General features: G+C 64.8%; 24 protein-coding genes. 16 read left to right on the plus strand and 8 right to left on the minus strand.

The window, feature by feature from the left end; translation table 11 throughout:
* Window positions 1-22: 22 nt before the first annotated feature.
* From WHT83_RS09525 to pcaF, 3 genes are read left to right on the plus strand one after another with little or no spacing between them, the layout of a single operon-like run.
* The gene (locus WHT83_RS09525) at window positions 23-880 is read left to right on the plus strand and encodes a CoA transferase subunit A (RefSeq protein ID WP_108609177.1); all 858 of its coding nucleotides are present in this window, start codon (window positions 23-25) and stop codon (window positions 878-880) included.
* Window positions 877-1,686: a CoA-transferase subunit beta gene (locus WHT83_RS09530; protein WP_183264602.1), complete on the plus strand. Its 810-nt coding sequence runs from the start codon at window positions 877-879 to the stop codon at window positions 1,684-1,686. Before WHT83_RS09525 ends, WHT83_RS09530 begins: the two co-directional genes overlap by 4 nt.
* Window positions 1,679-2,884 carry a 3-oxoadipyl-CoA thiolase gene (pcaF, locus tag WHT83_RS09535; protein WP_406873637.1) on the plus strand — a complete coding sequence of 402 codons (1,206 nt, stop codon included), beginning with the start codon at window positions 1,679-1,681 and terminating at the stop codon, window positions 2,882-2,884. Before WHT83_RS09530 ends, pcaF begins: the two co-directional genes overlap by 8 nt.
* Before the next feature lie 60 nt (window positions 2,885-2,944).
* Here pcaF and WHT83_RS09540 read toward each other — a convergent pair whose 3' ends face one another.
* Window positions 2,945-3,796: a sulfite exporter TauE/SafE family protein gene (locus tag WHT83_RS09540; protein ID WP_406873638.1), complete on the minus strand. Its 852-nt coding sequence runs from the start codon at window positions 3,794-3,796 to the stop codon at window positions 2,945-2,947.
* Window positions 3,797-4,071: 275 nt separating this feature from the next.
* Between WHT83_RS09540 and modA the strand changes: the two genes are divergently transcribed.
* From modA to WHT83_RS09560, 4 genes are all read left to right on the plus strand, one after another.
* Window positions 4,072-4,878: a molybdate ABC transporter substrate-binding protein gene (gene modA, locus WHT83_RS09545; protein ID WP_406873639.1), complete on the plus strand. Its 807-nt coding sequence runs from the start codon at window positions 4,072-4,074 to the stop codon at window positions 4,876-4,878.
* A 102-nt stretch (window positions 4,879-4,980) separates the two neighbouring features.
* Entirely contained in the window at window positions 4,981-5,676 is a 696-nt protein-coding gene (gene modB / locus WHT83_RS09550; protein WP_406873640.1) for a molybdate ABC transporter permease subunit, read from the plus strand.
* Window positions 5,673-6,785, plus strand: coding sequence for a molybdenum ABC transporter ATP-binding protein (gene modC, locus WHT83_RS09555; protein WP_183264597.1), 1,113 nt, complete (start codon window positions 5,673-5,675; stop codon window positions 6,783-6,785). The genes modB and modC overlap by 4 nt, the downstream gene beginning before the upstream one ends.
* Before the next feature lie 15 nt (window positions 6,786-6,800).
* Window positions 6,801-7,142: a winged helix-turn-helix domain-containing protein gene (locus tag WHT83_RS09560; RefSeq protein WP_183264596.1), complete on the plus strand. Its 342-nt coding sequence runs from the start codon at window positions 6,801-6,803 to the stop codon at window positions 7,140-7,142.
* On the opposite strand, the gene proC is transcribed toward WHT83_RS09560, so the two are convergent.
* The 4 genes from proC to WHT83_RS09580 form a co-directional block, all read right to left on the minus strand.
* Window positions 7,143-7,958, minus strand: coding sequence for a pyrroline-5-carboxylate reductase (gene proC / locus WHT83_RS09565; RefSeq protein WP_318762396.1), 816 nt, complete (start codon window positions 7,956-7,958; stop codon window positions 7,143-7,145). It abuts the gene before it with no gap.
* A gap of 66 nt (window positions 7,959-8,024) precedes the next feature.
* Window positions 8,025-9,140: a metallophosphoesterase gene (locus WHT83_RS09570; protein ID WP_406873641.1), complete on the minus strand. Its 1,116-nt coding sequence runs from the start codon at window positions 9,138-9,140 to the stop codon at window positions 8,025-8,027.
* 45 nt (window positions 9,141-9,185) lie between these two features.
* A complete protein-coding gene (locus WHT83_RS09575; protein ID WP_406873642.1) occupies window positions 9,186-10,493 on the minus strand; it encodes an O-antigen ligase family protein in 1,308 nt (435 codons plus the stop codon).
* The gene (locus tag WHT83_RS09580) at window positions 10,462-11,460 is read right to left on the minus strand and encodes a glycosyltransferase family 2 protein (RefSeq protein ID WP_108609168.1); all 999 of its coding nucleotides are present in this window, start codon (window positions 11,458-11,460) and stop codon (window positions 10,462-10,464) included. The genes WHT83_RS09575 and WHT83_RS09580 overlap by 32 nt, the downstream gene beginning before the upstream one ends.
* A 170-nt stretch (window positions 11,461-11,630) precedes the next feature.
* Between WHT83_RS09580 and WHT83_RS09585 the strand changes: the two genes are divergently transcribed.
* The 3 genes from WHT83_RS09585 to WHT83_RS09595 are packed head-to-tail and all read left to right on the plus strand — an operon-like array spanning window position 11,631 to window position 14,457.
* Window positions 11,631-12,806, plus strand: coding sequence for a glycosyltransferase (locus WHT83_RS09585; protein WP_406873643.1), 1,176 nt, complete (start codon window positions 11,631-11,633; stop codon window positions 12,804-12,806).
* Window positions 12,803-13,570, plus strand: a complete 768-nt coding sequence (locus WHT83_RS09590) for a WecB/TagA/CpsF family glycosyltransferase (protein ID WP_406873644.1) — start codon at window positions 12,803-12,805, stop codon at window positions 13,568-13,570. The genes WHT83_RS09585 and WHT83_RS09590 overlap by 4 nt, the downstream gene beginning before the upstream one ends.
* Before the next feature lie 11 nt (window positions 13,571-13,581).
* Complete coding sequence (locus tag WHT83_RS09595) at window positions 13,582-14,457, plus strand: DUF6492 family protein (protein ID WP_406873951.1); 876 nt, start codon at window positions 13,582-13,584, stop codon at window positions 14,455-14,457.
* A 1-nt stretch (window position 14,458) separates the two neighbouring features.
* Here the strand turns inward: WHT83_RS09595 and WHT83_RS09600 are convergent, their stop codons facing one another.
* Window positions 14,459-15,754: a lipopolysaccharide biosynthesis protein gene (locus WHT83_RS09600; RefSeq protein ID WP_406873645.1), complete on the minus strand. Its 1,296-nt coding sequence runs from the start codon at window positions 15,752-15,754 to the stop codon at window positions 14,459-14,461.
* A 162-nt stretch (window positions 15,755-15,916) separates the two neighbouring features.
* Between WHT83_RS09600 and WHT83_RS09605 the strand changes: the two genes are divergently transcribed.
* From WHT83_RS09605 to WHT83_RS09630, 6 genes are all read left to right on the plus strand, one after another.
* Window positions 15,917-18,229, plus strand: coding sequence for a GumC family protein (locus WHT83_RS09605; protein WP_406873646.1), 2,313 nt, complete (start codon window positions 15,917-15,919; stop codon window positions 18,227-18,229).
* Between the two features lie 112 nt (window positions 18,230-18,341).
* Window positions 18,342-19,238, plus strand: coding sequence for a bifunctional methylenetetrahydrofolate dehydrogenase/methenyltetrahydrofolate cyclohydrolase FolD (folD, locus tag WHT83_RS09610; protein WP_406873647.1), 897 nt, complete (start codon window positions 18,342-18,344; stop codon window positions 19,236-19,238).
* Between the two features lie 67 nt (window positions 19,239-19,305).
* Window positions 19,306-20,268 (plus strand): GlxA family transcriptional regulator, encoded by a 963-nt coding sequence (locus WHT83_RS09615; protein ID WP_108609163.1) that lies wholly within the window; start codon window positions 19,306-19,308, stop codon window positions 20,266-20,268.
* A 75-nt stretch (window positions 20,269-20,343) separates the two neighbouring features.
* Window positions 20,344-21,993, plus strand: coding sequence for a vWA domain-containing protein (locus WHT83_RS09620; RefSeq protein WP_406873648.1), 1,650 nt, complete (start codon window positions 20,344-20,346; stop codon window positions 21,991-21,993).
* A gap of 304 nt (window positions 21,994-22,297) precedes the next feature.
* Entirely contained in the window at window positions 22,298-23,827 is a 1,530-nt protein-coding gene (locus tag WHT83_RS09625; RefSeq protein WP_406873649.1) for an ABC-F family ATP-binding cassette domain-containing protein, read from the plus strand.
* A 92-nt stretch (window positions 23,828-23,919) separates the two neighbouring features.
* A complete protein-coding gene (locus WHT83_RS09630) occupies window positions 23,920-24,270 on the plus strand; it encodes an MliC family protein (RefSeq protein ID WP_406873650.1) in 351 nt (116 codons plus the stop codon).
* A gap of 25 nt (window positions 24,271-24,295) precedes the next feature.
* Here WHT83_RS09630 and WHT83_RS09635 read toward each other — a convergent pair whose 3' ends face one another.
* Together WHT83_RS09635 and WHT83_RS09640 are read right to left on the minus strand one after the other, a co-directional pair.
* Complete coding sequence (locus WHT83_RS09635) at window positions 24,296-24,703, minus strand: type II toxin-antitoxin system VapC family toxin (RefSeq protein ID WP_406873651.1); 408 nt, start codon at window positions 24,701-24,703, stop codon at window positions 24,296-24,298.
* A complete protein-coding gene (locus tag WHT83_RS09640; protein ID WP_108609159.1) occupies window positions 24,700-24,954 on the minus strand; it encodes an AbrB/MazE/SpoVT family DNA-binding domain-containing protein in 255 nt (84 codons plus the stop codon). The genes WHT83_RS09635 and WHT83_RS09640 overlap by 4 nt, the downstream gene beginning before the upstream one ends.
* Window positions 24,955-24,956 lie beyond the last annotated feature (2 nt).

A 24,956-nucleotide genomic window follows, 5' to 3' on the forward strand; every position in this document is an offset into this window, starting at 1 on the left:
TGGACAACCGGGACGAAACGCGATGACCAAATTTCTCCCCCTGTCGAAGGCGGTCGCCGACAATCTCAACAACGGCGACACCGTGGCCTTCGAAGGGTTCACGCATCTCATTCCCACCGCGGCCGCGCATGAGGCGATCCGCCAGGGCTTCAAGGACCTGACGCTGGTCCGCATGACGCCGGACCTGATCTACGACCAGATGATCGGCATGGGCATGGCCAGGAAGGCGATCTTCTCCTACGCCGGCAATCCCGGCGTCGGCCTGCTGCGGCGCCTGCGCGATGCGGTCGAGAACGGTTTTCCGCATGCGCTGGAAATCGAGGAGCACAGCCATGCCGCCATGGCCAATGCCTATGAGGCGGGCGCCGCCGGCCTGCCTTGCGCCATCTTCCGCGGCTATCGCGGCGCCGAGCTCGCCAGGGTCAATCCGAACATCAAGTCGGTGACCTGCCCGTTCACCGGCGAGGTGCTGGCGGCTGTTCCGTCGGTTCGCCCCGACGTCACCTTCATCCATGCCCAGAAGGCCAACAAGCGCGGCGACGTGCTGGTCGAGGGCATCATCGGCATCCAGAAGGAAGCAGCCCTTGCGGCCAAGCGCGCGGTGGTCACCGTCGAGGAAGTGGTCGACAATTTCGACGACCTGCACCCCAACCTGACCGTGCTGCCGAACTGGTCAGTGACCGCGATCTCCGTCGTGCCTGGCGGGGCGCACCCGTCCTATGCCCATGGCTACTATATCCGTGACAACGCCTCCTATCTCGAATGGGACGAGATCGCCGCCGACCGCGACCGCTTCCGCGAGTGGATGCAGAAGAACGTCATCGAAAAGACCGCCGACGATTTCGCCGGACGCGTCGAACACCTGAGGAACGTGGCATGAGCGAGCTCGGCTTCACCCCCAATGAAATGATGACGATTGCCGCCTCGCGCGCGCTCAAGGGCGACGACGTCTGCTTCGTCGGCATCGGCGCGCCGTCGGCCGCCTGCAACGTCGCACGCCTGACCCATGCGCCCGACATCACGCTGATCTACGAATCCGGCACCATCGGCACCGCGCCCGACGTGCTGCCGCTGTCGATCGGCGACGGCGAATTGTGCGACACTGCCGTCACCACCGTCTCGGTGCCGGAGATGTTCCGCTACTGGCTGCAGGGCGGCCGCATCTCGATCGGCTTCCTCGGCGCGGCCCAGCTCGACAAGTTCGGCAACATCAACACGACTGTCATCGGCGACTATGCCCATCCCAAGACCCGGCTGCCGGGTGGTGGCGGTGCGCCGGAGATCGCAACCTCGTCGAAGGAAATCTACATCACCATGGCGCAGTCGAAGCGCGGCATGGTCGAAAAGATCGACTTCTACACCTCCTTCGGCCATGGCGACGGCGGCGACCATCGTAAGCGCCTCGGCATCGACACCAAGGGCCCGACGCTGCTGATCACCGACCTCGCCATCTGGAAGCCGGATCCGGTGACCAAGGAATTCACCGTCGTTTCGCTGCACCCTGGCGTCACCCGCGACAAGGTCCAGGAGACCTGCGGCTGGACGGTTAAATTCGCCGATACGCTGGAGGAAACACCTGTTCCGACGCAGTTGGAATTGCAGACGCTGCGTGATCTAAAGGCGCGCACCGACGCCGCCCACAAGGGCGAGGCAGTTTCCGCAAAGAGAGGATCCAAGGATGGCTGAGGCCTATATCTGCGATTACATCCGCACCCCGATCGGCCGCTTTGGCGGTTCGCTGTCCTCGGTCCGCGCCGACGATCTCGGCGCCGTGCCGCTCAGGGCGCTGATGGAGCGCAATGCCTCGGTCGATTGGGCTGCCGTCGATGACGTGATCTTCGGCTGCGCCAACCAGGCCGGCGAGGACAACCGCAACGTTGCCCGCATGTCGCTGCTGTTGGCCGGACTGCCGCAGGAAGTCTCCGGCACGACCATCAATCGCCTCTGCGGTTCGGGCATGGACGCGCTGATTGCTGCTGCCCGCGCCATCAAGGCCGGCGAAGCCGAGCTGATGATTGCCGGTGGCGTAGAAAGCATGAGCCGCGCGCCCTTCGTCATGCCCAAGGCCGACGCGGCTTTCTCGCGCCATGCCGAGATCCACGACACCACCATTGGCTGGCGCTTCGTCAACCCGGTGATGAAAAAGCAGTACGGCGTCGATTCGATGCCCGAGACCGGCGAGAACGTCGCGGAGGACTTTTCCGTCTCCCGCGCCGACCAGGATGCCTTTGCCGTGCGCAGCCAGAACAAGGCTGTCGCCGCGCAGGAAAACGGTCGCCTTGGCAAGGAGATCACCCCGGTGACGATCCCGCAGCGCAAGGGCGATGCGATCGTCGTTGCCAAGGATGAGCATCCGCGCGCCGGCACGACCGTCGAGACGCTGGCCAAGCTGCCGACGCCGTTCCACCAGGGCGGCACGGTGACCGCCGGCAACGCCTCGGGCGTCAACGATGGCGCGGCAGCCCTCATCGTTGCCTCCGAAGCTGCGGTGAAGAAGTACGGCCTGACGCCGATCGCTCGCGTGCTTGGCGGTGCGGCGGCGGGCGTAGCACCCCGCATTATGGGCATCGGCCCGGCACCGGCGACCAAGAAGCTTTGCGCCCGGCTCGGCATCAGCCCGGCCGACTTCGACGTCATAGAACTCAATGAAGCTTTTGCCTCCCAAGGCATTGCCGTGCTGCGCGAACTCGGCATCGCCGAGGATGCGGAGCACGTGAACCCGAATGGCGGGGCCATCGCACTGGGCCATCCGCTGGGCATGTCGGGCGCCCGCATCGCCGGTACCGCGGCGCTGGAGCTCGGCCTGCGCGGTGGCAAGCTGGCGCTTGCCACCATGTGCATCGGTGTCGGGCAGGGTATCGCGGTCGCACTCGAGCGCGCCTGATCCGCTGTCTGTCCCGAGAATGCAAACGCCCGGCACTGCCGGGCGTTTTGATTTGAAAGATCAGCCGACGAGGCTGATCAGGAAGCGCAGGCTGATCAAAAGCAGGAAGATGCCAAAGGCGACTTCAAGCTTGCGTTTCGACAGCGCGTGCGCCAGCCGCGCGCCCAAAGGGGCGGTCAGCACGCTGGTCGGCACGAACAGGATCAGGCCGACGAGCGAGACATAGCCGAGCGACAGCGGAAACTGCAGGGCGGCGACATCGGGGTATTCCGCCGCGCGCGGCCATCCGGCATAGATGTAGCCAAGCGCGCCGGGGATCGAGATCAGCACGCCGAGGCCGGAGGACGTCGCCACCGCCTGGTGGATGGGACGGCCGTAGAAGGTCATGAACAGGTTTGAAAGCTGCCCGCCGCCGATGCCCATCAGGCTCGACAGCACGCCGATCAGCCAGCCATATGCGTTCATGATGAGCTTGCCCGGCATGTCGAGGCCGAGGCGCCATGAATCCTTGCCGAACAGCAGCCTGATCGCCGAGATGCCGGCAACGACGACGAACACCATCTTGAACAGGTCCGGCGAGGCATAGCGCGCGATCACGCTGCCCATCAACACACCGAGCACCACTGGCACCGCCCATTGCCTCAGGATCGTCATGTCGACCGCGCCCTTGGCCTTGTGGGCGCTGAACGAGCGGATCGACGTCGGGATGATGATGGCGAGCGAGGTGCCGACGCACAGCGGCATGCGCACCTCTTCCGGCACGCCGACCGTTCGGAACAGTTCGTAGAGCACCGGCACGATGACGGCACCGCCGCCGACGCCGAACACACCGGCCAGAAGGCCCGTGACGGCGCCCGCTCCGAGCAGCGCGATGGCTAGCCAGATGATTTCGAACATGGTGATGCCGGACATTTCGGGGAACTCGTGTTGGCGTGGCTGGATGGACAGGGTGTCGCCGGACACAAGGTGCCACGTCTGCATGCCCCAAGATGAGAGCGAGACATATGCCATGAACGGACGGGCCAGTCTCCCCCGGACTGCAAGTCCAATCACGCAACCTCGAAACATCCGGCAACAGTTTTGCCGAAAACCACCCGGATGGGTGGTTGTGCGGCGAGTGCTATATTCGTATGAATATAACGAATCCGCAGCCGGGCTGCGGCTTGGTCAATCATGGAGGAATGACGATGTTCACGCGTAGGGGATTAGGGTTGCGGCTTGTGGCCGCTGCAGGCGGCCTGGCGGCCATGCTGTCATTCGGCCTGCCTTCGGCGCGCGCCGATGGCGACGTGGTCGTGTTCGCCGCTGCCAGCCTCAAGAACGCGCTCGATGCCGTCGACGCCGCCTGGAAGGCCGAGAGCGGCAAATCCGCGACCGCGTCCTACGCCGCGAGCTCGGCCCTCTCCAAGCAGATCGAGGAAGGCGCACCCGCCGACGTGTTCATCTCGGCCGATCTCGACTGGATGAAGTATCTCGCCGACAAGAAGCTGATCAAGGACGGCTCGGACGTCAAGCTGCTCGGCAACCGCATCGTGCTGGTCGCACCGAAGGATTCCGGCGCTAAGGCCGAGATCGCCCCGAATTTCGACCTTGCCGCTCTACTTGGCGACGGCCGCCTCGCCATGGGCGACGTCAAGGCAGTGCCCGCCGGCAAATATGGCAAGGCCGCGCTCGAGAAGCTCGGCGTCTGGTCGTCGGTCGAGGGCAAGATCGCCCAGGCCGAAAACGTGCGTGCCGCCCTCAAGCTCGTGTCGACGGGTGAAGCCCCGCTCGGCATCGTCTACCAGACCGACGCGACTGCAGAGCCCGGCGTCAAGGTCGTTGGTGTGTTCCCGGAAGACTCGCATCCTCCCATCGTCTATCCGGTCGGCGTGACGGCGGACTCGAAGAGCGCGGACGCTGCTGCGTACGTGAAATATCTTCAGTCCGCCAAGGCCAAGGAACTGTTCGAGGCCCAGGGCTTCACCATGCTTGCGCCGGTGGCGTCCAACTAGGGAGTGGTTTACCGCTCTCCGGTATTCTTGCCGCAACGACAATCTGTGTCCCATCCCGCACGGCGGGGTGGGACAGGCTTTTTGAGGGAATGCGACTAGGCAATGTTGGACCTCACTCCTGACGAATGGAATGCGGTCCGCCTGTCGATCAAGGTCGGGCTGTGGGCGATGGCTGCCAGCCTGCCTTTCGGCATCGCCATTGCTTTGTTGCTGGCGCGTGGGAAATTCTGGGGCAAGTCGCTGCTTAACGGCGTCGTCCATTTGCCGCTGATCCTGCCGCCTGTCGTCACCGGCTACCTGCTGCTGCTGAGCTTCGGTCGCCGCGGCCCGATCGGCTCGTTTCTCGAAGAGTATTTCGGCATCGTCTTCTCGTTCCGCTGGACGGGTGCCGCCCTTGCCTGCGCGGTCATGGGCTTTCCGCTGATGGTACGCGCCATAAGGCTCTCCATCGAGGCGGTCGACCGGCGGCTCGAAGCGGCTGCCGGCACGCTCGGGGCAAGCCCCTTGTGGGTGTTTCTGACCGTGACGCTGCCGCTGATCCTACCCGGCATCGTTGCCGGCATGATCCTCTCCTTCGCCAAGGCGATGGGCGAGTTCGGCGCCACCATCACCTTCGTCTCGAACATTCCCGGAGAAACCCAGACATTGCCGTCGGCGATCTACACCTTCACCCAGGTGCCGGGCGGCGATGCCGGAGCCATGCGGCTGACGCTGATCTCCATCGCCATCTCGATGGCAGCGCTTGTGGTGTCCGAGATGTTTGCTCGCCGCATTGGCCAACGCTTGGATATCGGATGACGCTCTCCGTCGCTGTCCACCACCGCCTCGGCGCGCTCGACCTCGAAACCAGCTTCGAGAGCGCCGGTCACCTGACGGCACTGTTTGGACCGTCGGGTTCGGGCAAGACCTCGCTCATCAACATCATCGCCGGGCTGATCCGCCCCGACGCCGGCCGCATCGTCATCGGCGACCGGACGCTGGTCGACACCGCAAACCGCCGTTTCGTGCCCGCGTACAGGCGCCGCGTCGGTTTCGTCTTCCAGGATGCCAGGCTGTTCCCGCATCTGACGGTACGCTCGAACCTGCGCTATGGCCGCTGGTTCACGCCGCAAGGCGAGCGCTACGCCGAATTCGACCGCGTGGTCGAGATGCTCGGCATCGGCCACCTGCTGGGCCGGCGTCCAGCTTTGTTGTCCGGTGGAGAAAAGCAGCGTGTCGCCATCGGCCGGGCGCTGCTGGCAAGCCCCCGGCTGCTGCTCATGGATGAGCCGCTGGCCTCGCTTGACGATGCCCGCAAGGCCGAGATCATGCCCTATCTCGAGCGGCTGCGCGACGAGACCAGGATCCCGATCGTCTATGTCAGCCATTCGATTGCCGAAGTCGCCCGCCTCGCCACCGACGTCGTCGTCATGGCCGAGGGCAAGGTCGCAGCTTCGGGTCCGACGACCGAGATCATGCAAAGGCTCGACCTGTTGCCACCGGAGGAAGTGGGCGAGGGCGGTGCCGTGCTCGACATGAAGGTGCTGCGTCACGACGAAGGCTTCGGCATGACCGTGCTTGGCGCGGCCGCCGGCGAAATGCGCGTGCCTCGTGTCGCCCTGCCTGAAGGCGCTGTCGTGCGTGTCCGGGTCCGGGCGCGCGACGTCATGATCGCCACCGAGCGACCCCAGGGCCTCAGTGCGCTCAACATCCTGCCGAGCAGGATCGTTGATATCGGCAAAGTCAACGGCGCGCAGGTCGACCTCCGCCTCGACTGCCATGGCGACATGCTCGTCTCGCGTATCACGCGCCAGTCGCTCGAAACGCTGCAGCTGACTGTCGGGCGCGACGTGTTCGCGGTCATCAAGACTGTTGCCTTCGATCGCGCCAATCTTTCTCCGGGGGCGCCGCTTGTGCTAACCAGCTGAAGACTGGAGTAGCCGATGCCGTCCCTGACCCTGCGCCTCTATCTCGATCCGAAGGGCCGTCTCGGTCCGGGCAAGATCGAACTTCTCGAACAGATAGCAGCCACCGGCTCGATCTCGGCGGCGGCGCGGGCCATGGAAATGTCCTACAAGCGCGCCTGGGATCTTGTCGAAGAGATGAAGGACATGTTCGGCAAACCGCTGGTCGCGGCCAAGACCGGCGGCAAGCACGGCGGCGGCGCCGAGCTCACGGAGGTCGGCGAGCAGGTCATCCGCCAGTTCCGCGACATGGAGCGCGCCGTCTACGAGGCGGCGGCGCCCCATATCAAGGCGCTGCAGGCCGAGGCCGACACGAAGTAGTTATTTCCCGAGTTCGACCGAACGCAGCCGGGCCGCCTCGACGGCTTCGGTGAGCAGGTTCTTGAGACGATCCTCGCCCATCAGCACACCGAGCGCTGCCGCCGTCGTACCGTTGGGGCTGGTCACCTGGCGCCGCAGCACGGCCGGATCCTCGCGGCTTTCGGCGGCAAGGCTGGCAGCGCCATAGACCGTCTGCATCGCCAGAAGCGACGCCGTCTTCGGCGCCAGCCCGGCATTCTCGGCCGCTGCCGTCAGGCATTCGATGAAGTGGAAGATGTAGGCCGGTCCGGAGCCGGAGACGGCGGTGACCGCGTCCATCAGGCCTTCGTCGGCGATCGTCGCGACTTCGCCGCTGGCCGACAGCAGGTCGGCGACCCGCGCCTTGGTGGCTTCCGTGACGTGGTCGTTGGAATAGACCACCATCATGCCCTTGCCGATGGCGGCGGGCGTGTTGGGCATGCAGCGCGCGATCGGCGTCCGTACACCGAGGATGTTGCTGAAGGTGGCGACCGACGTGCCTGCAGCGACACTGACGAAGGTCGCACGGCCGTTGCCGAAGCGGCGGTAGCCGGCAGTGACCTCGCGAATGACCTGCGGCTTGACCGCAATGACGATGATTTCGGGATCGGCATCGGCCGGGATGCCGCCGACTTCCGAGGCGACGCGGCTGCCGAGTTCGGCGGCGCGAGCGCGCAGTTCGGCGTTTGGTTCGACGACGAATGTCTCAGCCGGTGCGAGCTTGCCCGATTTCAACCAGCCCGTGAGCATGGCGTAGCCCATGTTGCCGCAACCTGCGAGGATCAGTCTGATGGTCATTCAAAGCCCTCCGAACATCCTGACATAGACCGTCTTGCAGCCATGCGGAAGGGCGGAAACGCCACTTCAGCGTGTGTCGTCCAGTCTCTTGCCGAAGGCGTTGGTGAAGGTGACGCTGCCGCGCGCCCCGGCTTCCGCCAGCACAACATCCATGAAGCCGTCGGTCACCCGGACGACCGCGAAGCCACCCATGAAACCGGCTTTCGGCTTGAAAAGGTCCAGCCCGTCGCGCCTGTAGATCATTGGCGTCTCATGCTGATGGCCATGGAAGACGGCGATCACGTTCGCTCCATTGATCGCATCCAGCAGCGCGCGCCGGTCGTCGTCGCTCCACCAGTGCGGCTTGCCGCTGCCGGTGTCGTCGAACTGGCGGGCACCGGGGTCCCATCTTTCGATCGAGAACGGATCCCAGCCATAGTGCTGGAACAGGATCACCGGCCTGCCGTCGCCGGCAAAGGTCTTGAGGTCCTGCTTCAGCCAGTCGAGCGCGCTCGGTGCACCCTTGGCCGTGTCGCCGGCAAACCTGTGCGTCTGGACGAGATGCAGCCCGCCCCAGTCCCAGGAATAGCAGTCCGACGGCGCGTCATAGTTGGTGGCCGGTACCGGTGGCTTGAAGAACACGCTCGGCCGGTGGTTGATCTCGACATAGTCGCGTAGTTCGCGCCGGTACCAGTCGACATGCGGCGGCGGCCCATCCTGGTCGAGGTCGTGATTGCCGAGCCCGACATAGACCGGCACATGCACGCGGTCGGGGCCGTTTCCTTCCTGGTAGCGATGGCTGAACTGCAAGAGCTGGGTGCCCTCGTGCGGCAGCGTCACCTGCCCACCGCCGTCGTCGGTCATGTCGCCGCCGATGACCAGGCCGAGCGGACGGCCGATCCGTGTGCCGGCGCTGGCAAGGCCCGACGACACGCCACTGATTTCGCTGGGCCACTCCAGTTTTGCGATCTCGTTCAAGGCCGCGATGTGCCGGCGCAGGTTCTCGTCCGTCTTGCCTTCGGCCTGGCAGTTCGGACTGAGCCCGCTTGCCATGCGGCAGGCATGGATGTCGGCAGCAAACAGGAAGGTCGCGTCGGTCTTCGGCAAGGCGGCACTTCGCACCGGCAAGGTCCGCAGCAGCGGCAAGATACCGATGCCGAGCGACCCGGCGAGCAGCTGGCGTCTGGAAACAGCGGTGGCCATGGCGTCAGAATGTCGTGGGTGCCTGGCGGGATCAAGAGCTCAGGATCAGGCTTTGCGGATCATCACGCGCGACACCAGCCGCAGCCCCAGCACGCCGAAGACGAAGAACAGCCACACCGGGTCGGCGCGGCGGAAGAAGAAGCTTTCGAGGAAGGCGTTGAGCGCGGTGAACAGCACCACCATCATGAACATGTCCCCCAGGAAGACATTCTCCTTGGTCAGCGGAATGCGCATGTAGTCGCGCAGCGGTGCGATCAGGAAAGCGTAGACCGCCGTGACAAGCGCTGGGATGCCCATCAGCACCGCGAGGTCGAGATAGCCGTTATGGCCGTGCACGATGGCGCGGATGTCCCAGTCCTGGTCGAAGGCGCGCTCGCTTTCGGTGAGCAGCGGCGTGCCCCAGAAGCTTTCGTAGCCGTAGCCGAACCAAGGGTGCCTGGCCAGCATCTCGCCGGCATAGGCCCACAGCGTGGTGCGGCCGGTGTAGGTGAGGTCGGGGACGAGGTAGGCGGCAAGGTCCTTGAGCGGATCGATGAAGACGATGCCCAGCGTGGCGAGCGCGGTGCCGATGATGGCCATTGCAAACAGCACCGGCGCACCGAGCCGCATGCCGATCAGGCCCGGCAGGATGACCACCATGATCGACAGCGGCACCAGGCCGGCCGTGGTCTTGGAGCCGGTATGGAACATGAAGAACATGGCGGCGGCGAACAAAATGGCGCCCGACCATTGCCAGCCGCGCCGGAAGAGATAGATGCCGGCGAAGCTGTAGCAGGCCATGACCGGGGCGGCGATGTTCTTGTGCGAGAACGCGCCGCGCCACAGCCCGGCATGCTGGGGCTCGACGCCGTCGGCGCCGTGGATCGCCACGCCGGGGTTGAGCACCACGCCGGCATAGCAGAGCCCGACGACGACCAGTCCCGATACGGCGAGCACCGTCGAGTAGGCATCGGCGTTGCGCGGCAGCGCCAGCACGGTCGCCATGGCCAGGATGCCGATCAGGGTGAAGGACGCAGCACGGAACGCAGATCCGGGATCGGTCGCGGTCACCACCGAAATCATGAAGAAGCAGAGCAGGATCGCCCAAGGCAGGCTCGCCAGCGCACGCAGCCGGTCGGGAGCGGCCAATGTCAGCAGGGCGAAGATCGACAGTCCGCCGAGCGAGCCGAAGCCAAGCTGGTTGACGATGTCGCCGCCGCCGGCGACATCGGCGCCTGCTGGCTGGAACGGGCGGAACGAGACGATCACCACGGTCAGCAGCACCGTCGCGATGGCGGTGGCGACACCCGAACGGGTGAACGCCACCGCCAGCGGCGCCGCCTCAGTTCTTCTCAGGCTGCCGATATTGCTCATTGGCATAACCGAAATCGGCGAGCACGCGGCCCAGCGCCACATGGATCGGATAGGCGGCGACCGATGGCGAACCGGTCCAGATCAGCCGCAACAGCGCGCGCAGGGGCGAGAAGATCAGCAGCGTCAGGCTCTTCAGGAACACCCGCGTATTGGCGAGCGGCGCCCCGGAGTATCGCTTCTTGGCGACCAGCGTCGAGATGACGCCGTTGCGCAGGCCGCGCGCCCGGATCCAGTCGGCCTCGACGCGCCGCGCCGGCACGTTCTCGAACAGCTTGGCCTCGGCACACCAGGCGAGCCTGAAGCCCCGCCGCGCGGCCCGGCTGAGGAAATCCGAATCGCCGCCGCCCATGAAGTTGAAGCGCAAATCGAGGAACGGAGGACCCATCGCCAGCAGCACGTTGCGGGTGAGGAGCAGATTGCCAGAGGAAAACAGCGCCCGGACGGGTCCGGTGGTGGAGTAGGGCGGCGCAAACACCGGGTGCGTTGCCCATGCCTGGTGAGCCGGGTCGGCAAACACCGGAAGCTGCGGCCCGCCGACGATGTCGGCGTCGAGGCGCAACTGCGCGCTGCATATCGTTTCCAGCCACAAGGGGTCGGCCAGTTCGTCGTCGTCGATCACCAGCAACTGGGTGAAATTCGGAAAGTGCAGAAGTGCGGTGTGCCAGCCGGCATTGTAGGCGCTGCAATTGCCACGTTCATGGGCGATGATCACCATGCCGGCCATCTTGCCGCTCTCAAACAGCGGCAGTGCCGCGTTCAAGCCCTCGCGGCCCTCGTCGTCATTCTCCATGACGATGATCGCAAAGCGGCGCGCCGTCTGTTGCCTGGCGAGCGAATCGAGCGTTGCCAGCAATTGCTGCGGCCTGCGGAAGGTCGGCAGCGTCACAACCACGTCCACGACGTCATTGGCCAGCGCAGGCGACTGGCCGGCGATGGTCACGGACTTAAGGGGTGGCAGGACGGTCATGGAAAAACGCCGATTCTTACGATGTCCTTGCCTAGCATCGGCACGATAACGGTGAGTTAAATAATGGCGCCTCGGAGGCTTCCCGCCAGTTGCGTTTGCACAACAACGGCCAGATTGCTTAATGAAGACTTCACCGCAGCCTGTTAGCCGTGGGTCAGGAATCTGTTGTGATGCATCTGCTGTTTGCTACATCGATCGTGCCCGACGGAGCACTTTCCTCGGGCTACGAGATCGCCAACCAGGCGATCATCGACGCGTTGCGCCGCAACGGCGTGCGCGTGACCGTGCTTGGTTTCGGCTGGCCGGGCAAGGCACCGTCCGATCCAGAAAATACCGTCCTGCTCGGTTCGCTCGACGTCCGCACCGACACTGCACCCTTGCCGCGCAAGCTTGCATGGCTGGCGAGCGCTGTTGCCTCCGGCCTGACATTCGCGTCGGCCAAGCTGCGCGTGGTCTCGGAGCAAGCGGTGCGCGATGCGATCCAGGCTGCAGGGCCGTTCGACGGCTATGTCCTCAATTCCGTTCAAATGGCGGCGGCTTTCGAAAAAGCCTTTCAGGACAAGCCGTCGATCTTCGTGGCGCACAATGTCGAGTTCCGTTCGGCGGCGGAGAATTCGCTGGCCGCCAAGGGCGCCTTCCAGCGCACCCTGTTCCGCCGCGAGGCGAGGCTTCTCGAGGTCATCGAGAAGCGGTTGTGCCGCAATGCGCGCTTCGTCTTCACGCTGGCCGAAGAGGACCGTGCCGAACTCGGCGTCGCCTCCGACAAACGCTCGGTGGCGCTGCCGTTGGTCACCCGTTCCGAACTTCCGTCCGCACCCGGCACGCGCCGAATTGATTGCGACGCAGCTCTCATCGGCACCTGGACCTGGGAGCCAAACCGCATCGGCCTCGACTGGTTCCTGGGCAAGGTGGTGCCGCATCTGCGCCCGGATTTCCGCATCCACATCGCCGGCAGCGTTCCGGCCGGCGTGTCTTCGCTGCATCCGGGCGTCAAGTTCGTTGGCCGCGTGCCCGATGCCCAGGCCTTTGTGGGCAGTGCCGCCGTCATCCCGCTGGTCAGCACCTCAGGCAGCGGCGTCCAGCTCAAAACCATCGAGACTTTTGAACTCGGCCTGCCGTCGGTGGCGACGGCGCATTCGTTGCGCGGCATTGCCCATAAGCCTCGGAACTGCATCATGACTGATGATCCCGCAGCCTTCGCCAGGGCGCTCGAACAAACTGTCGATCAGCGCGTGGCCGACGTCGACGGCACCGACTTCCACCGTCGCCAGATCGCGGCGCTGGATCGTGCGGTTGCGCTCGGTCTCGCCAGGCTTGGTGCCGGCACGCGCGAGGTTGTCGCTTGAGCCTGACGATCTCCAACCCGACCGCAACCTTCCGGCGCATCCTCGGGATTCGAGTTGCCAGCCTGGGGCGCGACGAGGCGGTCTCGCTGTTGTCCGATTTCATCCGGGAAAAGACCTTTACCAAGGTCGGGTTCCTCAATGCCCACAATGCCAACGTGGCCTGTTCCAACAAGGAATTTGCTGCCGCACTGGACGATTTCCTGGTCTTGGCCGACGGCATCGGCGTCGACATTGCCGCGCGCTGGCTTTACGGGGCACCGTTTCCAGCCAATCTCAACGGCACCGATTTCGTGCCGGCCCTGCTCCTGGCGGCCGACAAGCCGCTGACCGTCGGCCTGCTCGGCGCCACGCGCGAAAATGCCGAACGGGCAGCCCAGCGCCTGGGCGAGATTGCGCCGCAGCACCGGTTTGTGGTCGTCCACGACGGGTTCTTCACTGCACAGGAAGAGCCCGCGGTCATCGCCTCTCTGGCCGCCTTGCGGCCGGACATATTGCTCGTCGCCATGGGCGTGCCGCGCCAGGAATTCTGGATCGCACGCAACCTGGGATCGGAGCACTGCACCTTGCCGATCGCCGTTGGAGCGCTGCTCGACTTCCTCAGCGGTTCGGTGCCGCGCGCGCCGGAATGGATGCGCCGGCTACGCCTCGAATGGTTGTTCCGGCTGGTCATCGAGCCTGGGCGGCTGTGGCGGCGCTATATCGTCGGCAATCCGCTTTTCCTCTTGCGCGTGCTGCGCCAAAAGCTGGCTGGGGATCGTTCTTGAACGCAAGCAGCATGCCTGCTGTTGCCGACGCGGCTCTGGTGACGGCCAGCTACGCTGCCGATTTCGAGCGCTGCCGCCTGTTGTGCGAGACAGTCGACCGCCATGTCACTGGTGCGTCGCACCACTATCTGCTGGTCGAGCATCGCGATGTGGCGCTGTTCCGCCAACTGGAGAGCAGACAGCGTACCGTCATAGACGAGCGCGACCTGCTGCCGTCCTGGCTGCGTGACCTGCCGGACCCGACAAGCCTGTTCAAGCGCCGTATCTGGCTGAGCCTCAAGGCGCCGCCGCTGCGTGGCTGGCATGTGCAGCAACTGCGCCGCATCGCTATCGCCGAGCGGATCAAGCAGCAAACCCTCGTCTATGTTGATTCCGACGTCGCTTTCCTCAGGCCGTTCGACTGCGCCCGGTTCTGGCGCGACGGCAAGTTGCGGCTGTTCATCCGCGAAAACGCCTTGCTTCGCCCGGGTCACGAAAATCACCATGTCTGGTCGCGCAACGCCGCCGCCGTGCTTGGCATCGAGGCGCCGGAGGTCTCGCCGCACGACTACATCTCGACTCTGATCGCCTGGCGCCGTTCGAGCGTGCGCGACATGCTTGCCCGCATCGAGCAGGTGAGCGGCCGGCACTGGGTCGAGGCGGTGTGTGCGCGGCGCAGATTTTCCGAATGCATGATCTACGGCCGCTTCGTCGACGAAGTCGCCGGCGGGGCCGGGCATTTCCACGGCTCCGAGGAATTCTGCCGCGTCCACTGGACCGGCACGCCGCTGTCGGATGCGCAGTTCGAGGCATTCGTGGCCGGCATGTCGCCGGAGCAGGTGGCGATCGGCATGCAATCCTTCATCGGCACCGATCTGGGCCGTATCAGGAAGCTTGTCGGCGCCTGACCTAGATCGCCTTGGCGGGCCGGCGCAGTGCCGTATAGGTCACCGCCGCTGACGCCATGTAGAGCAGTGCGAACATCCCGTTGAGCGACCACACCAAGGTTTCCGTGTCGGCGACCTGAATCAGCAGGGTCGACAGCAATGCGGCCTTGAGGCCGGCGAGCAAGGCCAGATTGCCGGCGCGGATCAGCGTCTGCCCGCGCGCGAACAGCAGCTCGGCGTGATATTCGACGAGGTTGCGCAAGGCCGGCACGAACAGGGCCAGGCCGACGAGCGGCGCGGCCTCGGAAACATTCCGGCCGAGGAAATTGGGATAGAAATGCAGCACCACGGCGAGGAACAGCAGCGCCGAGGTCGAGACGAGCAGGATTCCGGCTTCGATGCCGAGCTTGACCTTGAGCCGCTCCAGCATCTGCGGCGCGCGCATCATGCGCTGCACCAGCATCATCGAGAATGTCCGGATCGGGATGGCGGTGAGGTCGACCAGCCGCATGACGATGGCATAGATGCCGGCGAGGTGCGGCCCGCCCATGGCCAGGACCAGAAGCTTGTCGAACTCCATCTGGAGATAGAACAGCACTTCCGCGCCGGCGACATAGATCGAGTCTGAAAGCCGGCGCCAATAGAGATCTGGCGTCAGCCGGAGCCTCTGGCGCGGGTAGAAGACGCCGAAGGCAATGGCAAGCGAAACGACATTGCAGGCGACGTAGAACCAGGCCCAGGCTTCGATCGTGGATGTCGGCCAGAAGATGAACAGCACAGCGGCGGCAGATTTGATCGCCGAAGTCAGGATAGCCAGCACTGCGGCGCGGCCGAAGCGGCCGAGGCCGTTGTTGACGATCATCGCCACCTCGACCGGTCGCCACAGCAGCGCTTCGGCGAAGATGACGGTGGCAAAGATGCCAGCCGACAAGGTGCTCGAAAAGAACAGGAGCCAGGTCAGCGCCGAGGCAGCGGCGAGCACTGGCAGCGACAGCAGCGACAGCATCAGGAAGCCGGCGGTGTAGCTTCCGATCAGCCGCGGCCTGATCGTGGCGGTGCGGTAGAGCGCCGAGATGAAACCGAAGGCGAGCGTGCGCGACAGCATCACGCCGGCAGCAGACGCCGTGGCAAACAGGCCGAAATCGGCGATGGACAACGTGTTGGCCAGCGCCACGAAATAGATCAGCGAGAACACCAGCCGGCCCGCCGAACCGCTGACTGCCGAGAAATAGTCGCGCAGCATTGCGCGCCGTTCCAACAGGAAACTGCCGATACGTTCGCGCAGCGGCATGCGCGGTATGTCGTTGGCCTGGGTCATGATCCGGCTGCAGGATAGGACGCAAAGCTTAATGTGCCGTTTTGCAAGCGCGGCAAGGGAGCGTTGAAGTGACAAAATTAACCATTTGTTTCCCATGCCTGTTTAGCTTGGGTTAAGAACCGGACGCCTGATCCGTCCCAGTGCATGGAAGCAACCCAAGACATGGCCGATTCTGGGAACCGCGAGGATGGCAGGCGCAAGGGGTCGCTGCTCGCGCTTGCCCAGGACGATGCGGCTCCGAAGCGGCAAGGCGCCTCGCTGCTGTCATTAGGCACGGAAGAGCATCCTGAGCCGGATGCGCAGGATGCGGCCACGCGCCATCGCATGGCTCGTATTCGCCGCGAGGCGGAGATAGCCGCGCGCAGCTCCGAGGCGGAGCGGGCCACCGAAATGGCGGCGGACACGCACAGGCGAACTGACTCTGTAGTTCAAGCTGCCGACGATCCGCACCAGCCGGCCCCGTCCTCACTGATCAGCGGCTGGCGCGAAAGGCTGGTGGGGCCGTCCCAGCCGACCGTTGCGCCGGCAGTCGTCAGCACGCCAGCTCAGCCGCAAGCGGCCCAGTCGTTCGACGAACAGGACGACCCGGACGATGTGCGCTGGAAACCTTTGATCGACCCGATGAAGGTCATCGGCGGCATTGGCCGCTCCAAGCTGTTGATTGCTTCGACCACGCTTCTCGGCGCGCTTGCGGGCGTGGCGATCGCCCTTTCCATGCCGAAGATGTATCAGGCCTGGACCGAGATGATCGTCGATCCGCGCAACCTGAAGCTCACGGACCGGGAACTGACCGAGGGCGGCCTGTCGTCGGAGGCGACGCTGGCCATCGTCGAGAACCAGGTGCGGGTGCTGACATCGGGCACAGTCCTGACCAAGGTGGTCGACAAGCTCAATCTTGACGAAGATCCGGAATTCAACGGCACGGCCGGCAGCGGCCTCGATGTTCGTTCCTTCGTCCGTTCGCTGATCTCGCCTGACGACAAGGCGACAGGCGCCGTCGATAACAGGCACGCTCTGGCGACGACCCATCTCGCCGAGGCATTGACCGTCGAGCGTGGCGGCAAGACTTTCGTCATCTCGGTGGGTGCCAAGACGGAGAGCGCGGAAAAGTCGGCGCTCATCGCCAACACCATGACCGAGGTCTTCATGCAGACCTATGGCGAGCTGCAGTCAGGCAGTGCGGGCCGTGCGACCGACGAACTCAATGCCCGGCTCGACGAGATGCGCAAGTCCGTCGAAGCCGCCGAGCGCAAGGTCGAGACCTTCAAGGCCGAAAACGAACTCATTGATCCGCAGGGGCGGCTGATCACCGACGACGAGATCCAGCGCGTCAACGACCAGTTGACCGCTGCCCGCTCGCGTACCCTGGAGCTGAATGCGCGGGCCGCCTCGACCCGTAGCCTCGGCATCGATTCGGTGCTGAGCGGCACCTTGCCCGAGGCGATCAATTCGCCGGCGATCACCGAATTGCGCGCGCAGTATGCGGCCCTCACCCAGGAGGCCGACCGGGCAGCGGTCAGGCTAGGCCCGCGTCATCCCGAGCGCCTCGCAGTCGAGGCCCAGCTGAGCGGCGCCCGCGAGCGCATCGCGACCGAATTGCGCCGGGTCGCGGCCTCCATCCAGGTCGAGCTCAAGCGGGCCGTGCAGCTCGAGCAGGAACTCGCCGCCCGGCTTGCCCAGCTCAAGGTGCGCCAGGGCGAAGTCGCTGACGAACTGGTTACGCTGCGCGAGCTCGAACGCGACGTCACCGCCAAGCGCGCCGTCTATGAACAGTACCTGCTTCGGGCGCGCGAGACCGGTGAGCAGAAAGATATCAACTCGGCCAATGTCAGCGTCATTTCGGTTGCCTCGCCGCCGTTGGAATCGACAGGGCCGTCGCGCGCCATGATCTCTCTGGCCGGCATGCTGGCCGGCTTCGCCGTCGGGGTCGGCCTCGGCGGCCTGCGCGGGGTGCTCGAAAGCCTGCGCGACACCGCCAATCGGCGCGCTCGGGCTCGGCCCACGCCGCGCCGCTCCGCGCCTGTGGAGGACAATGAGGGCGGCCGACCGGACGACCGCGTTGAAGTGCCTTCGTCAAGGCTGGAAGCGGAGCCGGCTTTGTCTGCGGAGGTCCGGGCGCAAGAGCCGTCCCCTGCCACTGCGGCCGCGCCTGCCTGGCTGTCGTTGCCCGCCGAGACGGCGCCGCAGGCCCACGATGGCTTCCCGCGGCCCTATCCGCCTTATTCGCAGCCTGGCTATGGTCCTCCGCCTCCGGGTTACGCGACACCCTATACCTATCCGCCGGCTTCCTCCGGATATCATCCCTGGCCGCCCATGCCGCCACAGGCTCCATCAGCGCCTGAGCCCGCGAGCGCCATGCCGCAAGCCGAGGCCCCGTTGCCGCGCAACCAGATCGACGAGATCAGCGAAAGCCTGCGCGAGGTCCGCAAGGAGCTAAACCAGTTGCGCGAGCGCCGTTCGCGCCGCTACTTCTGAATATTCCGCACTGCGGTTTCGAGTTTACGGCACCGGACGCCGCAATGGCGGGGTTGCGGGTCGAAATTTTAATGACAATGCCGCGCCAGCAGTGCCTGCATATGGAGTGAACATGGCTGAGATCATTGACGGAAAGATTGTCGCGGCAGAGGTCGTCGAAGGCGTCAAGAAATCAGCGGCGGCGCTTGCCGCGCACGGTGTGAAACCTGGCCTGGCCGTGGTCATTGTCGGCGAGGATCCGGCAAGCCAGGTCTATGTCGCCAACAAATCGCGTACCGCCAAGGAGTGCGGCTTCCTGTCGGTCCAGCACACGCTCGCCGCCGAAACGTCCGAAGCCGATGTGGTCGCGCTGGTCGAAAAGCTGAATGTCGATCCTTCGATCCACGGCATCCTCGTTCAGCTGCCGCTGCCGGCCCATATCGACGCCGGCAAGATCATCCAGACCATTGCGCCCGACAAGGATGTCGACGGCTTCCATTTCATCAATGTCGGCAAGCTTGCCACCGGCGAGGTCGACACTGCGCTCGTGCCGTGCACGCCGTTTGGCTCGATGCTGCTGATCGAGCGCAAGCACGGCAAGGATCTTTCGGGCCTCAGCGCCGTCGTCGTCGGCCGCTCCAATATCGTCGGCAAGCCGATGGCCCATCTTCTGCTCTCGGCCAACGCCACCGTCACCATCGCCCACAGCCGCACCAAGGACTTGCCGGCGCTCTGCCGCACGGCAGACATCCTGGTTGCAGCCGTCGGCAGGCCGGAGATGGTCAAGGGCGATTGGGTCAAGCCGGGCGCCACCGTCATCGATGTCGGCATCAATCGCATACCGGCGCCCGACAAGGGCGAGGGCAAGTCGCGCCTCGTCGGCGACGTCGAGTTGGCGTCCGCGGCAAAGGTTGCCGGCGCCATAACGCCGGTGCCGGGCGGCGTCGGCCCGATGACCATTGCCATGCTGATGGCCAACACGCTGGTGTCGGCCCATCGCCACGCCGGCCTCGAATACAAGGGCCTTTGAAAATGCGGGCGGCGTTGTTGATCGCGGCGCCGCTTCCAAGTCGGCGTAATCTGTAGGTCTGGCCGTCATGTCAGAACCTCATCCCGAAGGCCGCCAGTTCGCTTTCCTGCTGGTCGACAAGTTCTCGATGTTCTCGCTGGTTGCCGCGATCGACACATGTCGCACCGCCAACCGCCTGCTCGGCCGCGACGTCTATGGTTGGACAACGGTTTCGGCCGATGGCGAAGCGGTCATCGCTTCCAACGGCCTGCCGCTCAAGGTCGATTATTCTGTCGCCGACGTCCCGGCGGTCGAGATCATGTTCGTCTGCGTCGGCGTCTCCACCGAATTCCCCGGCAAGAGCAAGGTGCTCGGCGCGCTTCGTTCATGGGGTCGCCGCGGCGCAGCCCTGGGTGCGCTATCGGTCGGCTCCTACCTTCTCGCCGAGGCCGGCCAGCTCGACGGCTACCGCTGCACCATCCACTGGGAAAACCGCGCCGGCTTCATGGAGAAGTTTCCCGATATCGAATGCACCAACAACGTCTTCGAGATCGACCGCAAGCGCTACACATGTGCCGGCGTCACCACCTCGATCGACCTGATGCTCGAGATCATCAAGCGCGATTTCGGCGCCAACCTTGCCAACGAGGTCGCCAACCAGTTCCAGCACGAGCGCATCCGCAATGCCGGCGACCGCCAACGGGTCGGCCCCGAACGCGACCTCACCGGCAAGTCGGACAAGCTCAAGCGCATTGTCGAGCTGATGGCCGACAATCTCGATGAACCCTTGTCTGCGGTGCAGCTTGCCAAGACGGCGGGCCTGTCGGTTCGTCAGGTCGAGCGGCTGTTCCTGCGCCATCTCAATGTGACGCCCGGCCGCTATTACATGCGGCTCCGGCTCGAGCGTGCCCGCGAGCTGCTGCGCCAGACCAACATGCCGATCCTCGACGTGGCGATCGCCACCGGCTTCACCTCGCATTCCTATTTCGCCCAGAGCTACCGGCTGCAGTTCGGCCGCCCACCGAGCGAAGAGCGCCGGACCACCTATTGAGTGCTCCAGGGTTGTCAGCGGCAGGCCCCAAGTTTAGCTTCCTCGAACAAACGGTCTGAATCGGCGAGGGGCAGCATGAAGGCGTTCACACGAGGCATCCTGACGTCTGTCCTCATGCTGGCGGGAGTGGCGGGCGCGAGTGCCGCCGACCGTGCCATCATCGTGCTCGACGCCTCGGGTTCGATGTGGGGCCAGATCGACGGCAAGCCCAAGCTGGAGATCGCCCGCCAGGCGCTCCGTTCGGTGCTCACCACCATTCCCGCCGACACCGAACTTGGCCTGATGGCCTATGGCCATCGCGAAAAGGGCAGCTGTTCGGACATTGAGCTGGTGGTGCCGCCGGCGTCGGGCTCGGCAAGCGCCATCACCGCCGCCGTCGACAGCATGAAGTTCCTTGGCAAGACGCCGCTTTCTGCCGCGGTCAAGCAGGCTGCCGAAGACCTCAGATACACCGAGGATAAGGCGACGGTCATCCTCATCACCGACGGGCTGGAGACCTGCAACGCCGACCCTTGCGCACTGGGCAAGGAGCTTGAGCAGTCGGGAGTCGATTTCACCGCCCATGTCGTCGGCTTCGGCCTGACGGCGGAGGAGGGCAGGCAGGTCGCCTGCCTCGCCGAAAACACTGGTGGCAAGTACATCCAGGCGACTGACGCCAAGGGCCTGGAAGACGCCCTGGTGCAGACAGTTGCCGCGCCTGCGCCGGCCCCTGAACCCGCGCCTGCGCCTGAACCGGCCAAGCCCGAATTCAACTTCGTGCCTGAACTGGCGCTGGCCGAGGACGGAGCGCCGCTGAAGGATGCGGGCAACGCCTGGGAAATCTACAAGGCCAACGCCGACGGCACCAAGGGCGAACGTATCACCACCGAGTACAGCAACTACAAGGGATCGCTGGAAGCCGGCGACTACGTCATCCGCGCGACGCTCGGCGAGGCGGCGGTCGAGCAGCCGCTGAAGGTGGAAGCCGGCCAGGCCTACAAGCCGCTCTTTGTGCTCAACGCCGGCACGCTGATCGTCAGGCCCCGCCCCAGCGAAGGTGGCGACATCAACACCGGTGCGGCCGTCGTCCTCGACTTCCCCGGTGGCGACCACCCGGCGACCTACTACGGCGAGACCAAGGTGGTGCTGCCGGCCGGCGAGACCAAGGTGAAGGTCACCATCGGCCAGGGCGAGGCCAATGAGACGATCCAGCTCGCCGCCGGCCAGACCGTTGAGAAGGACATCGTCGCAGGCGTCGGCCGCGTGGTGGTCAATGCGCTTTATGCCCAGGGTGGCGACAAGGTCGACGCCGGTGGCCTCGATGTCAGGATCTACAAGGCGAAGAAGAAGATCGACGGCACGCGCGATCAAGTCACCTATGGCTACGGACCGGACAACAAGTTCGACCTGCCGGCCGGCGACTATGTCGTCGTTGCACGCATGGACCAGGCCGAGGCCGAGCAGCCCTTCAACGTTCGTGTCGGCGAGGCGGGCGACGTGACCGCCGTGCTCGGCGCCGGCGTGCTGGCGATCGAGGCTCCGGGTGCCAAGGAGATCCGGGTCTACGCGGCCAAGAAGGACATCCAGGGCAACCGCAAGGATTTTGGCTACGCCTACGACCAGAAGCACCAGGCCACGCTGCCTGAGGGCGATTATGTCGTCGAGGCCGACCTGGGCGATGCCGGCAAGAAGGAAGGTTCTGCCAGCGTCAAGGCGGGCGAGCGCACCGAGCTCACCGTGCAGTAGCATTGTCTCGCGCCGCTATTGCAGATATGAAAGCGGCGCAACTCGAACGACAAAGGAGGGCTGCGTGATCGAGCATTTCTATCTCCACCGCCAGCGCGGCCCTGTCCACGCCCTGCAAATGCGTTTGCAGGGCTGACCTCGGACGACGCGCCAAAGCGCAACTCTCTCCCGGTCTGCCCTCAGTGGTGATGCGGCATCGAGCCTTGTGCTCGATCGCATCTGGACAACTCACCGGACTTGGCTCCCCAAAAGCATCTCGTAAGATCGGATGCGGGCGAAGGTCCGGACAGACCAGAGAACGAACATGGCTTTGATCAATCTGAGGTCGCTTGGCGTAACGCTCGGTGCTCCGCTCTTTTCCAATCTCAACCTTTCCATCGAACCGGGCGACCGGCTCGGCATCGTCGCTGCCAACGGCCGCGGCAAGTCCACGCTGCTGCGCTCGATCACAGGCGCATTCGAACCGACGGCAGGCGATATCACCCGGGCGCGCGGTTTGCGCGTCGGCCATGTCGAGCAGGACGTGCCGGCCAGCCTGCGCGATGTGGCCTTCTTCGAGGCGGTGCTGCAGGCGCTGCCGGCCGATCAGGCCGAAAGCGAAAGCTGGCGTGTCGACATCGTGCTCGACGACCTCGATGTGCCCGAAGACCTGCGCCAGCGCCCACTGTCGAAGCTGAGCGGTGGTTGGCAGCGGCTGGCCATGCTAGCCCGCGTCTGGGTGACCGAACCCGACATGCTTTTGCTCGACGAACCGACCAATCACCTGGACCTCGCTCGTATAGCCCAGCTCGAAAACTGGCTGAATGCGCTGCCGCGCGATGTGCCTGTGGTGATCTGCAGCCACGACCGCGCCTTCCTCGACGCTGTGACCAACCGGACGCTGTTCCTGCGCCCCGAGAACTCGCAAGTGTTCTCGCTGCCTTATTCCAGGGCACGGGAAGCGCTCGACGAGATCGACGCGTCGGATGCACGCCGCTTCGAGAAAGATATGAAGACGGCGCAGCAACTGCGCCGACAAGCCGCCAAGCTCAACAATATCGGCATCAACTCGGGCAGCGACCTGCTGGTGGTGAAGACCAAGCAGCTGAAGGAGCGGGCGGACAAGCTGGAGGACGCCGCACGCCCCGCCCATCTGGAGCGGTCGGCCGGTGCGATAAAGCTCGCCAATCGCGGCACACATGCCAAGGTGCTGGTGACGCTCGATGATGCGCCTGTCACCACGCCCGACGGCACGCTGTTGTTCAGGACCGGCAAGTTGTGGATCCGCCAGGGCGACCGCGTCGTACTGCTCGGCCGCAACGGCACCGGCAAGACGCGGCTGGTCAATATGCTCAAGCGCGCCATCGCCCAGCCTGACGTTGCCGTCGACGGCATCAAAGCGACGCCGTCGCTGGTGCTGGGCTATGGCGACCAGGGCCTGTCCGATCTCAGGGACAGCGATGCGCCACTGGCCGTCCTGACGCGCCGGTTCGCGCTCGGCGAGCAGCGCGCCCGCACCTTGCTGGCTGGTGCAGGCATGACTGTCGAGATGCAGGCCAATCCGATCGGTCGCTTGTCCGGCGGCCAGAAGGCGCGGCTCGGCATGCTGGTGCTGAGGCTCACCAATCCGAACTTCTACCTGCTCGACGAGCCGACCAACCACCTCGACATTGACGGGCAGGAGGCATTGGAGGACGAACTGCTCAAGCACGAGGCGAGCTGCCTGCTGGTGTCGCACGACCGCAGCTTCGTCCGCGCCGTCGGCAATCGCTTCTGGCAGATCGAGCGGAAGCGGCTGGTCGAAGTTGAGAGCCCGGAAGGCTTCTTCGCCGACGTAGCAAAAAACGGCGCTTAGCCTTCGGTGCGAGAAAGGCCTGTTGGGGCTTTGGCTTCGGCAGGCCTTTTCGCCGTGCTATCGTCCGCATACGAGCAATTCAGGAGACTGTCATGCGCTTGAGCTTCACCGCGATCATCCTCGCTGCCGCGACCAGTGCGGCAACGGCTTCGACCGTGACGCTGGAGCTGCCGGGCGATGCACCCGTTGAACGCAACTCGGTCGACTATAAGTGCGGCGACCAGGCTGTGAAGGCCGAGTATGTCAACGTGGGCGCCAATTCGCTCGTCGTTCTGACGCTCGGTGACCAGACGGTCGTGGCAGTCACCGTGCTGAGTGGCTCCGGCGCCAAATATGCCGGCCAGCAATATGTCTGGTGGACCAAGGGTAATATCGCCGACCTCTACGACCTGACGAAGGGCGAGGATGCGCCGCCGGTCTTCTCCTGCACGGCGGAGAAGTAGCGCTGAAGGTCGGGGCGCTGCAGAGCTATTCCGCCCGGCTTTCGAGCAGGGTCACCGGCTTGCCTTCGGCGGCCAACAGCCGAGCGGCTTTCCTGTCGAATGTCGCGAACTGCTCGGCGCCAGCTTTGTAGCCCTCGTAAGCCATGGCTGCATCCGCGAAGTCACCGCCAGCCCGCAAGTGAGCAAGGCCGGCAGCCACTGCGGCGTGATCGACGACGACATGCCGTGAACTAAGCGTGTCTTCGATCCCTCGCGCTATCGCTTTTCGCTCTATCCCGAGGCTGCTGAGAACCCAGACCAGCTCGCAGAGGGTGACCACGGGGATGACGATTAGGTCCGCTTCCGCGAGCAAGGCCTGGGCGACCTCGGCTTGGCCAGGGTCGTCCGCCAGCATCGCGCGAGCGAGAACATTGGTATCGACAGCGACCTTCACCGCTTGCCGGCCCAGGCGTCTGCTATGACCTTGTTCATGTCCTCAACGGAAACCGGTGCGCGGCCGGGATCATGAAAGATGCCAAATATGGCTTCGATCCCGTGTCGTTCGTGCGGCGCTGCCTTGAGCACGACGTTGCCGTCAGGGGCCAGATCCAGAAGGATCTTGTCGCCTGGTTTGACACCGAGGTGCCTCAGCACCTCTTTCTTCACCGTGATCTGGCCCTTCGACGTTACCGTCAGCGTTTGCATGG

Source organism: Aminobacter sp. P9b, from assembly GCF_045345995.1.
GTDB classification, from domain to species: domain Bacteria; phylum Pseudomonadota; class Alphaproteobacteria; order Rhizobiales; family Rhizobiaceae; genus Aminobacter; species Aminobacter niigataensis.

What these genes read in the sequence shown, in the direction of transcription:
- pcaF (WP_406873637.1), top strand. Translation starts at nt 1,679, where the DNA reads ATGGCTGAGGCCTATATCTGCGATTACATCCGCACCCCGATCGGCCGC.
- WHT83_RS09575 (WP_406873642.1), bottom strand. Translation starts at nt 10,493, where the DNA reads ATGAGCAATATCGGCAGCCTGAGAAGAACTGAGGCGGCGCCGCTGGCG.
- WHT83_RS09580 (WP_108609168.1), bottom strand. Translation starts at nt 11,460, where the DNA reads ATGACCGTCCTGCCACCCCTTAAGTCCGTGACCATCGCCGGCCAGTCG.
- WHT83_RS09540 (WP_406873638.1), bottom strand. Translation starts at nt 3,796, where the DNA reads ATGTCCGGCATCACCATGTTCGAAATCATCTGGCTAGCCATCGCGCTG.
- WHT83_RS09595 (WP_406873951.1), top strand. Translation starts at nt 13,582, where the DNA reads ATGCCTGCTGTTGCCGACGCGGCTCTGGTGACGGCCAGCTACGCTGCC.
- WHT83_RS09600 (WP_406873645.1), bottom strand. Translation starts at nt 15,754, where the DNA reads ATGACCCAGGCCAACGACATACCGCGCATGCCGCTGCGCGAACGTATC.
- WHT83_RS09625 (WP_406873649.1), top strand. Translation starts at nt 22,298, where the DNA reads ATGGCTTTGATCAATCTGAGGTCGCTTGGCGTAACGCTCGGTGCTCCG.
- modB (WP_406873640.1), top strand. Translation starts at nt 4,981, where the DNA reads ATGTTGGACCTCACTCCTGACGAATGGAATGCGGTCCGCCTGTCGATC.
- modA (WP_406873639.1), top strand. Translation starts at nt 4,072, where the DNA reads ATGTTCACGCGTAGGGGATTAGGGTTGCGGCTTGTGGCCGCTGCAGGC.
- WHT83_RS09620 (WP_406873648.1), top strand. Translation starts at nt 20,344, where the DNA reads ATGAAGGCGTTCACACGAGGCATCCTGACGTCTGTCCTCATGCTGGCG.
- WHT83_RS09570 (WP_406873641.1), bottom strand. Translation starts at nt 9,140, where the DNA reads ATGGCCACCGCTGTTTCCAGACGCCAGCTGCTCGCCGGGTCGCTCGGC.
- WHT83_RS09560 (WP_183264596.1), top strand. Translation starts at nt 6,801, where the DNA reads ATGCCGTCCCTGACCCTGCGCCTCTATCTCGATCCGAAGGGCCGTCTC.
- WHT83_RS09640 (WP_108609159.1), bottom strand. Translation starts at nt 24,954, where the DNA reads ATGCAAACGCTGACGGTAACGTCGAAGGGCCAGATCACGGTGAAGAAA.
- WHT83_RS09530 (WP_183264602.1), top strand. Translation starts at nt 877, where the DNA reads ATGAGCGAGCTCGGCTTCACCCCCAATGAAATGATGACGATTGCCGCC.
- folD (WP_406873647.1), top strand. Translation starts at nt 18,342, where the DNA reads ATGGCTGAGATCATTGACGGAAAGATTGTCGCGGCAGAGGTCGTCGAA.
- WHT83_RS09525 (WP_108609177.1), top strand. Translation starts at nt 23, where the DNA reads ATGACCAAATTTCTCCCCCTGTCGAAGGCGGTCGCCGACAATCTCAAC.
- modC (WP_183264597.1), top strand. Translation starts at nt 5,673, where the DNA reads ATGACGCTCTCCGTCGCTGTCCACCACCGCCTCGGCGCGCTCGACCTC.
- WHT83_RS09605 (WP_406873646.1), top strand. Translation starts at nt 15,917, where the DNA reads ATGGCCGATTCTGGGAACCGCGAGGATGGCAGGCGCAAGGGGTCGCTG.
- WHT83_RS09630 (WP_406873650.1), top strand. Translation starts at nt 23,920, where the DNA reads ATGCGCTTGAGCTTCACCGCGATCATCCTCGCTGCCGCGACCAGTGCG.
- WHT83_RS09585 (WP_406873643.1), top strand. Translation starts at nt 11,631, where the DNA reads ATGCATCTGCTGTTTGCTACATCGATCGTGCCCGACGGAGCACTTTCC.
- WHT83_RS09615 (WP_108609163.1), top strand. Translation starts at nt 19,306, where the DNA reads ATGTCAGAACCTCATCCCGAAGGCCGCCAGTTCGCTTTCCTGCTGGTC.
- proC (WP_318762396.1), bottom strand. Translation starts at nt 7,958, where the DNA reads ATGACCATCAGACTGATCCTCGCAGGTTGCGGCAACATGGGCTACGCC.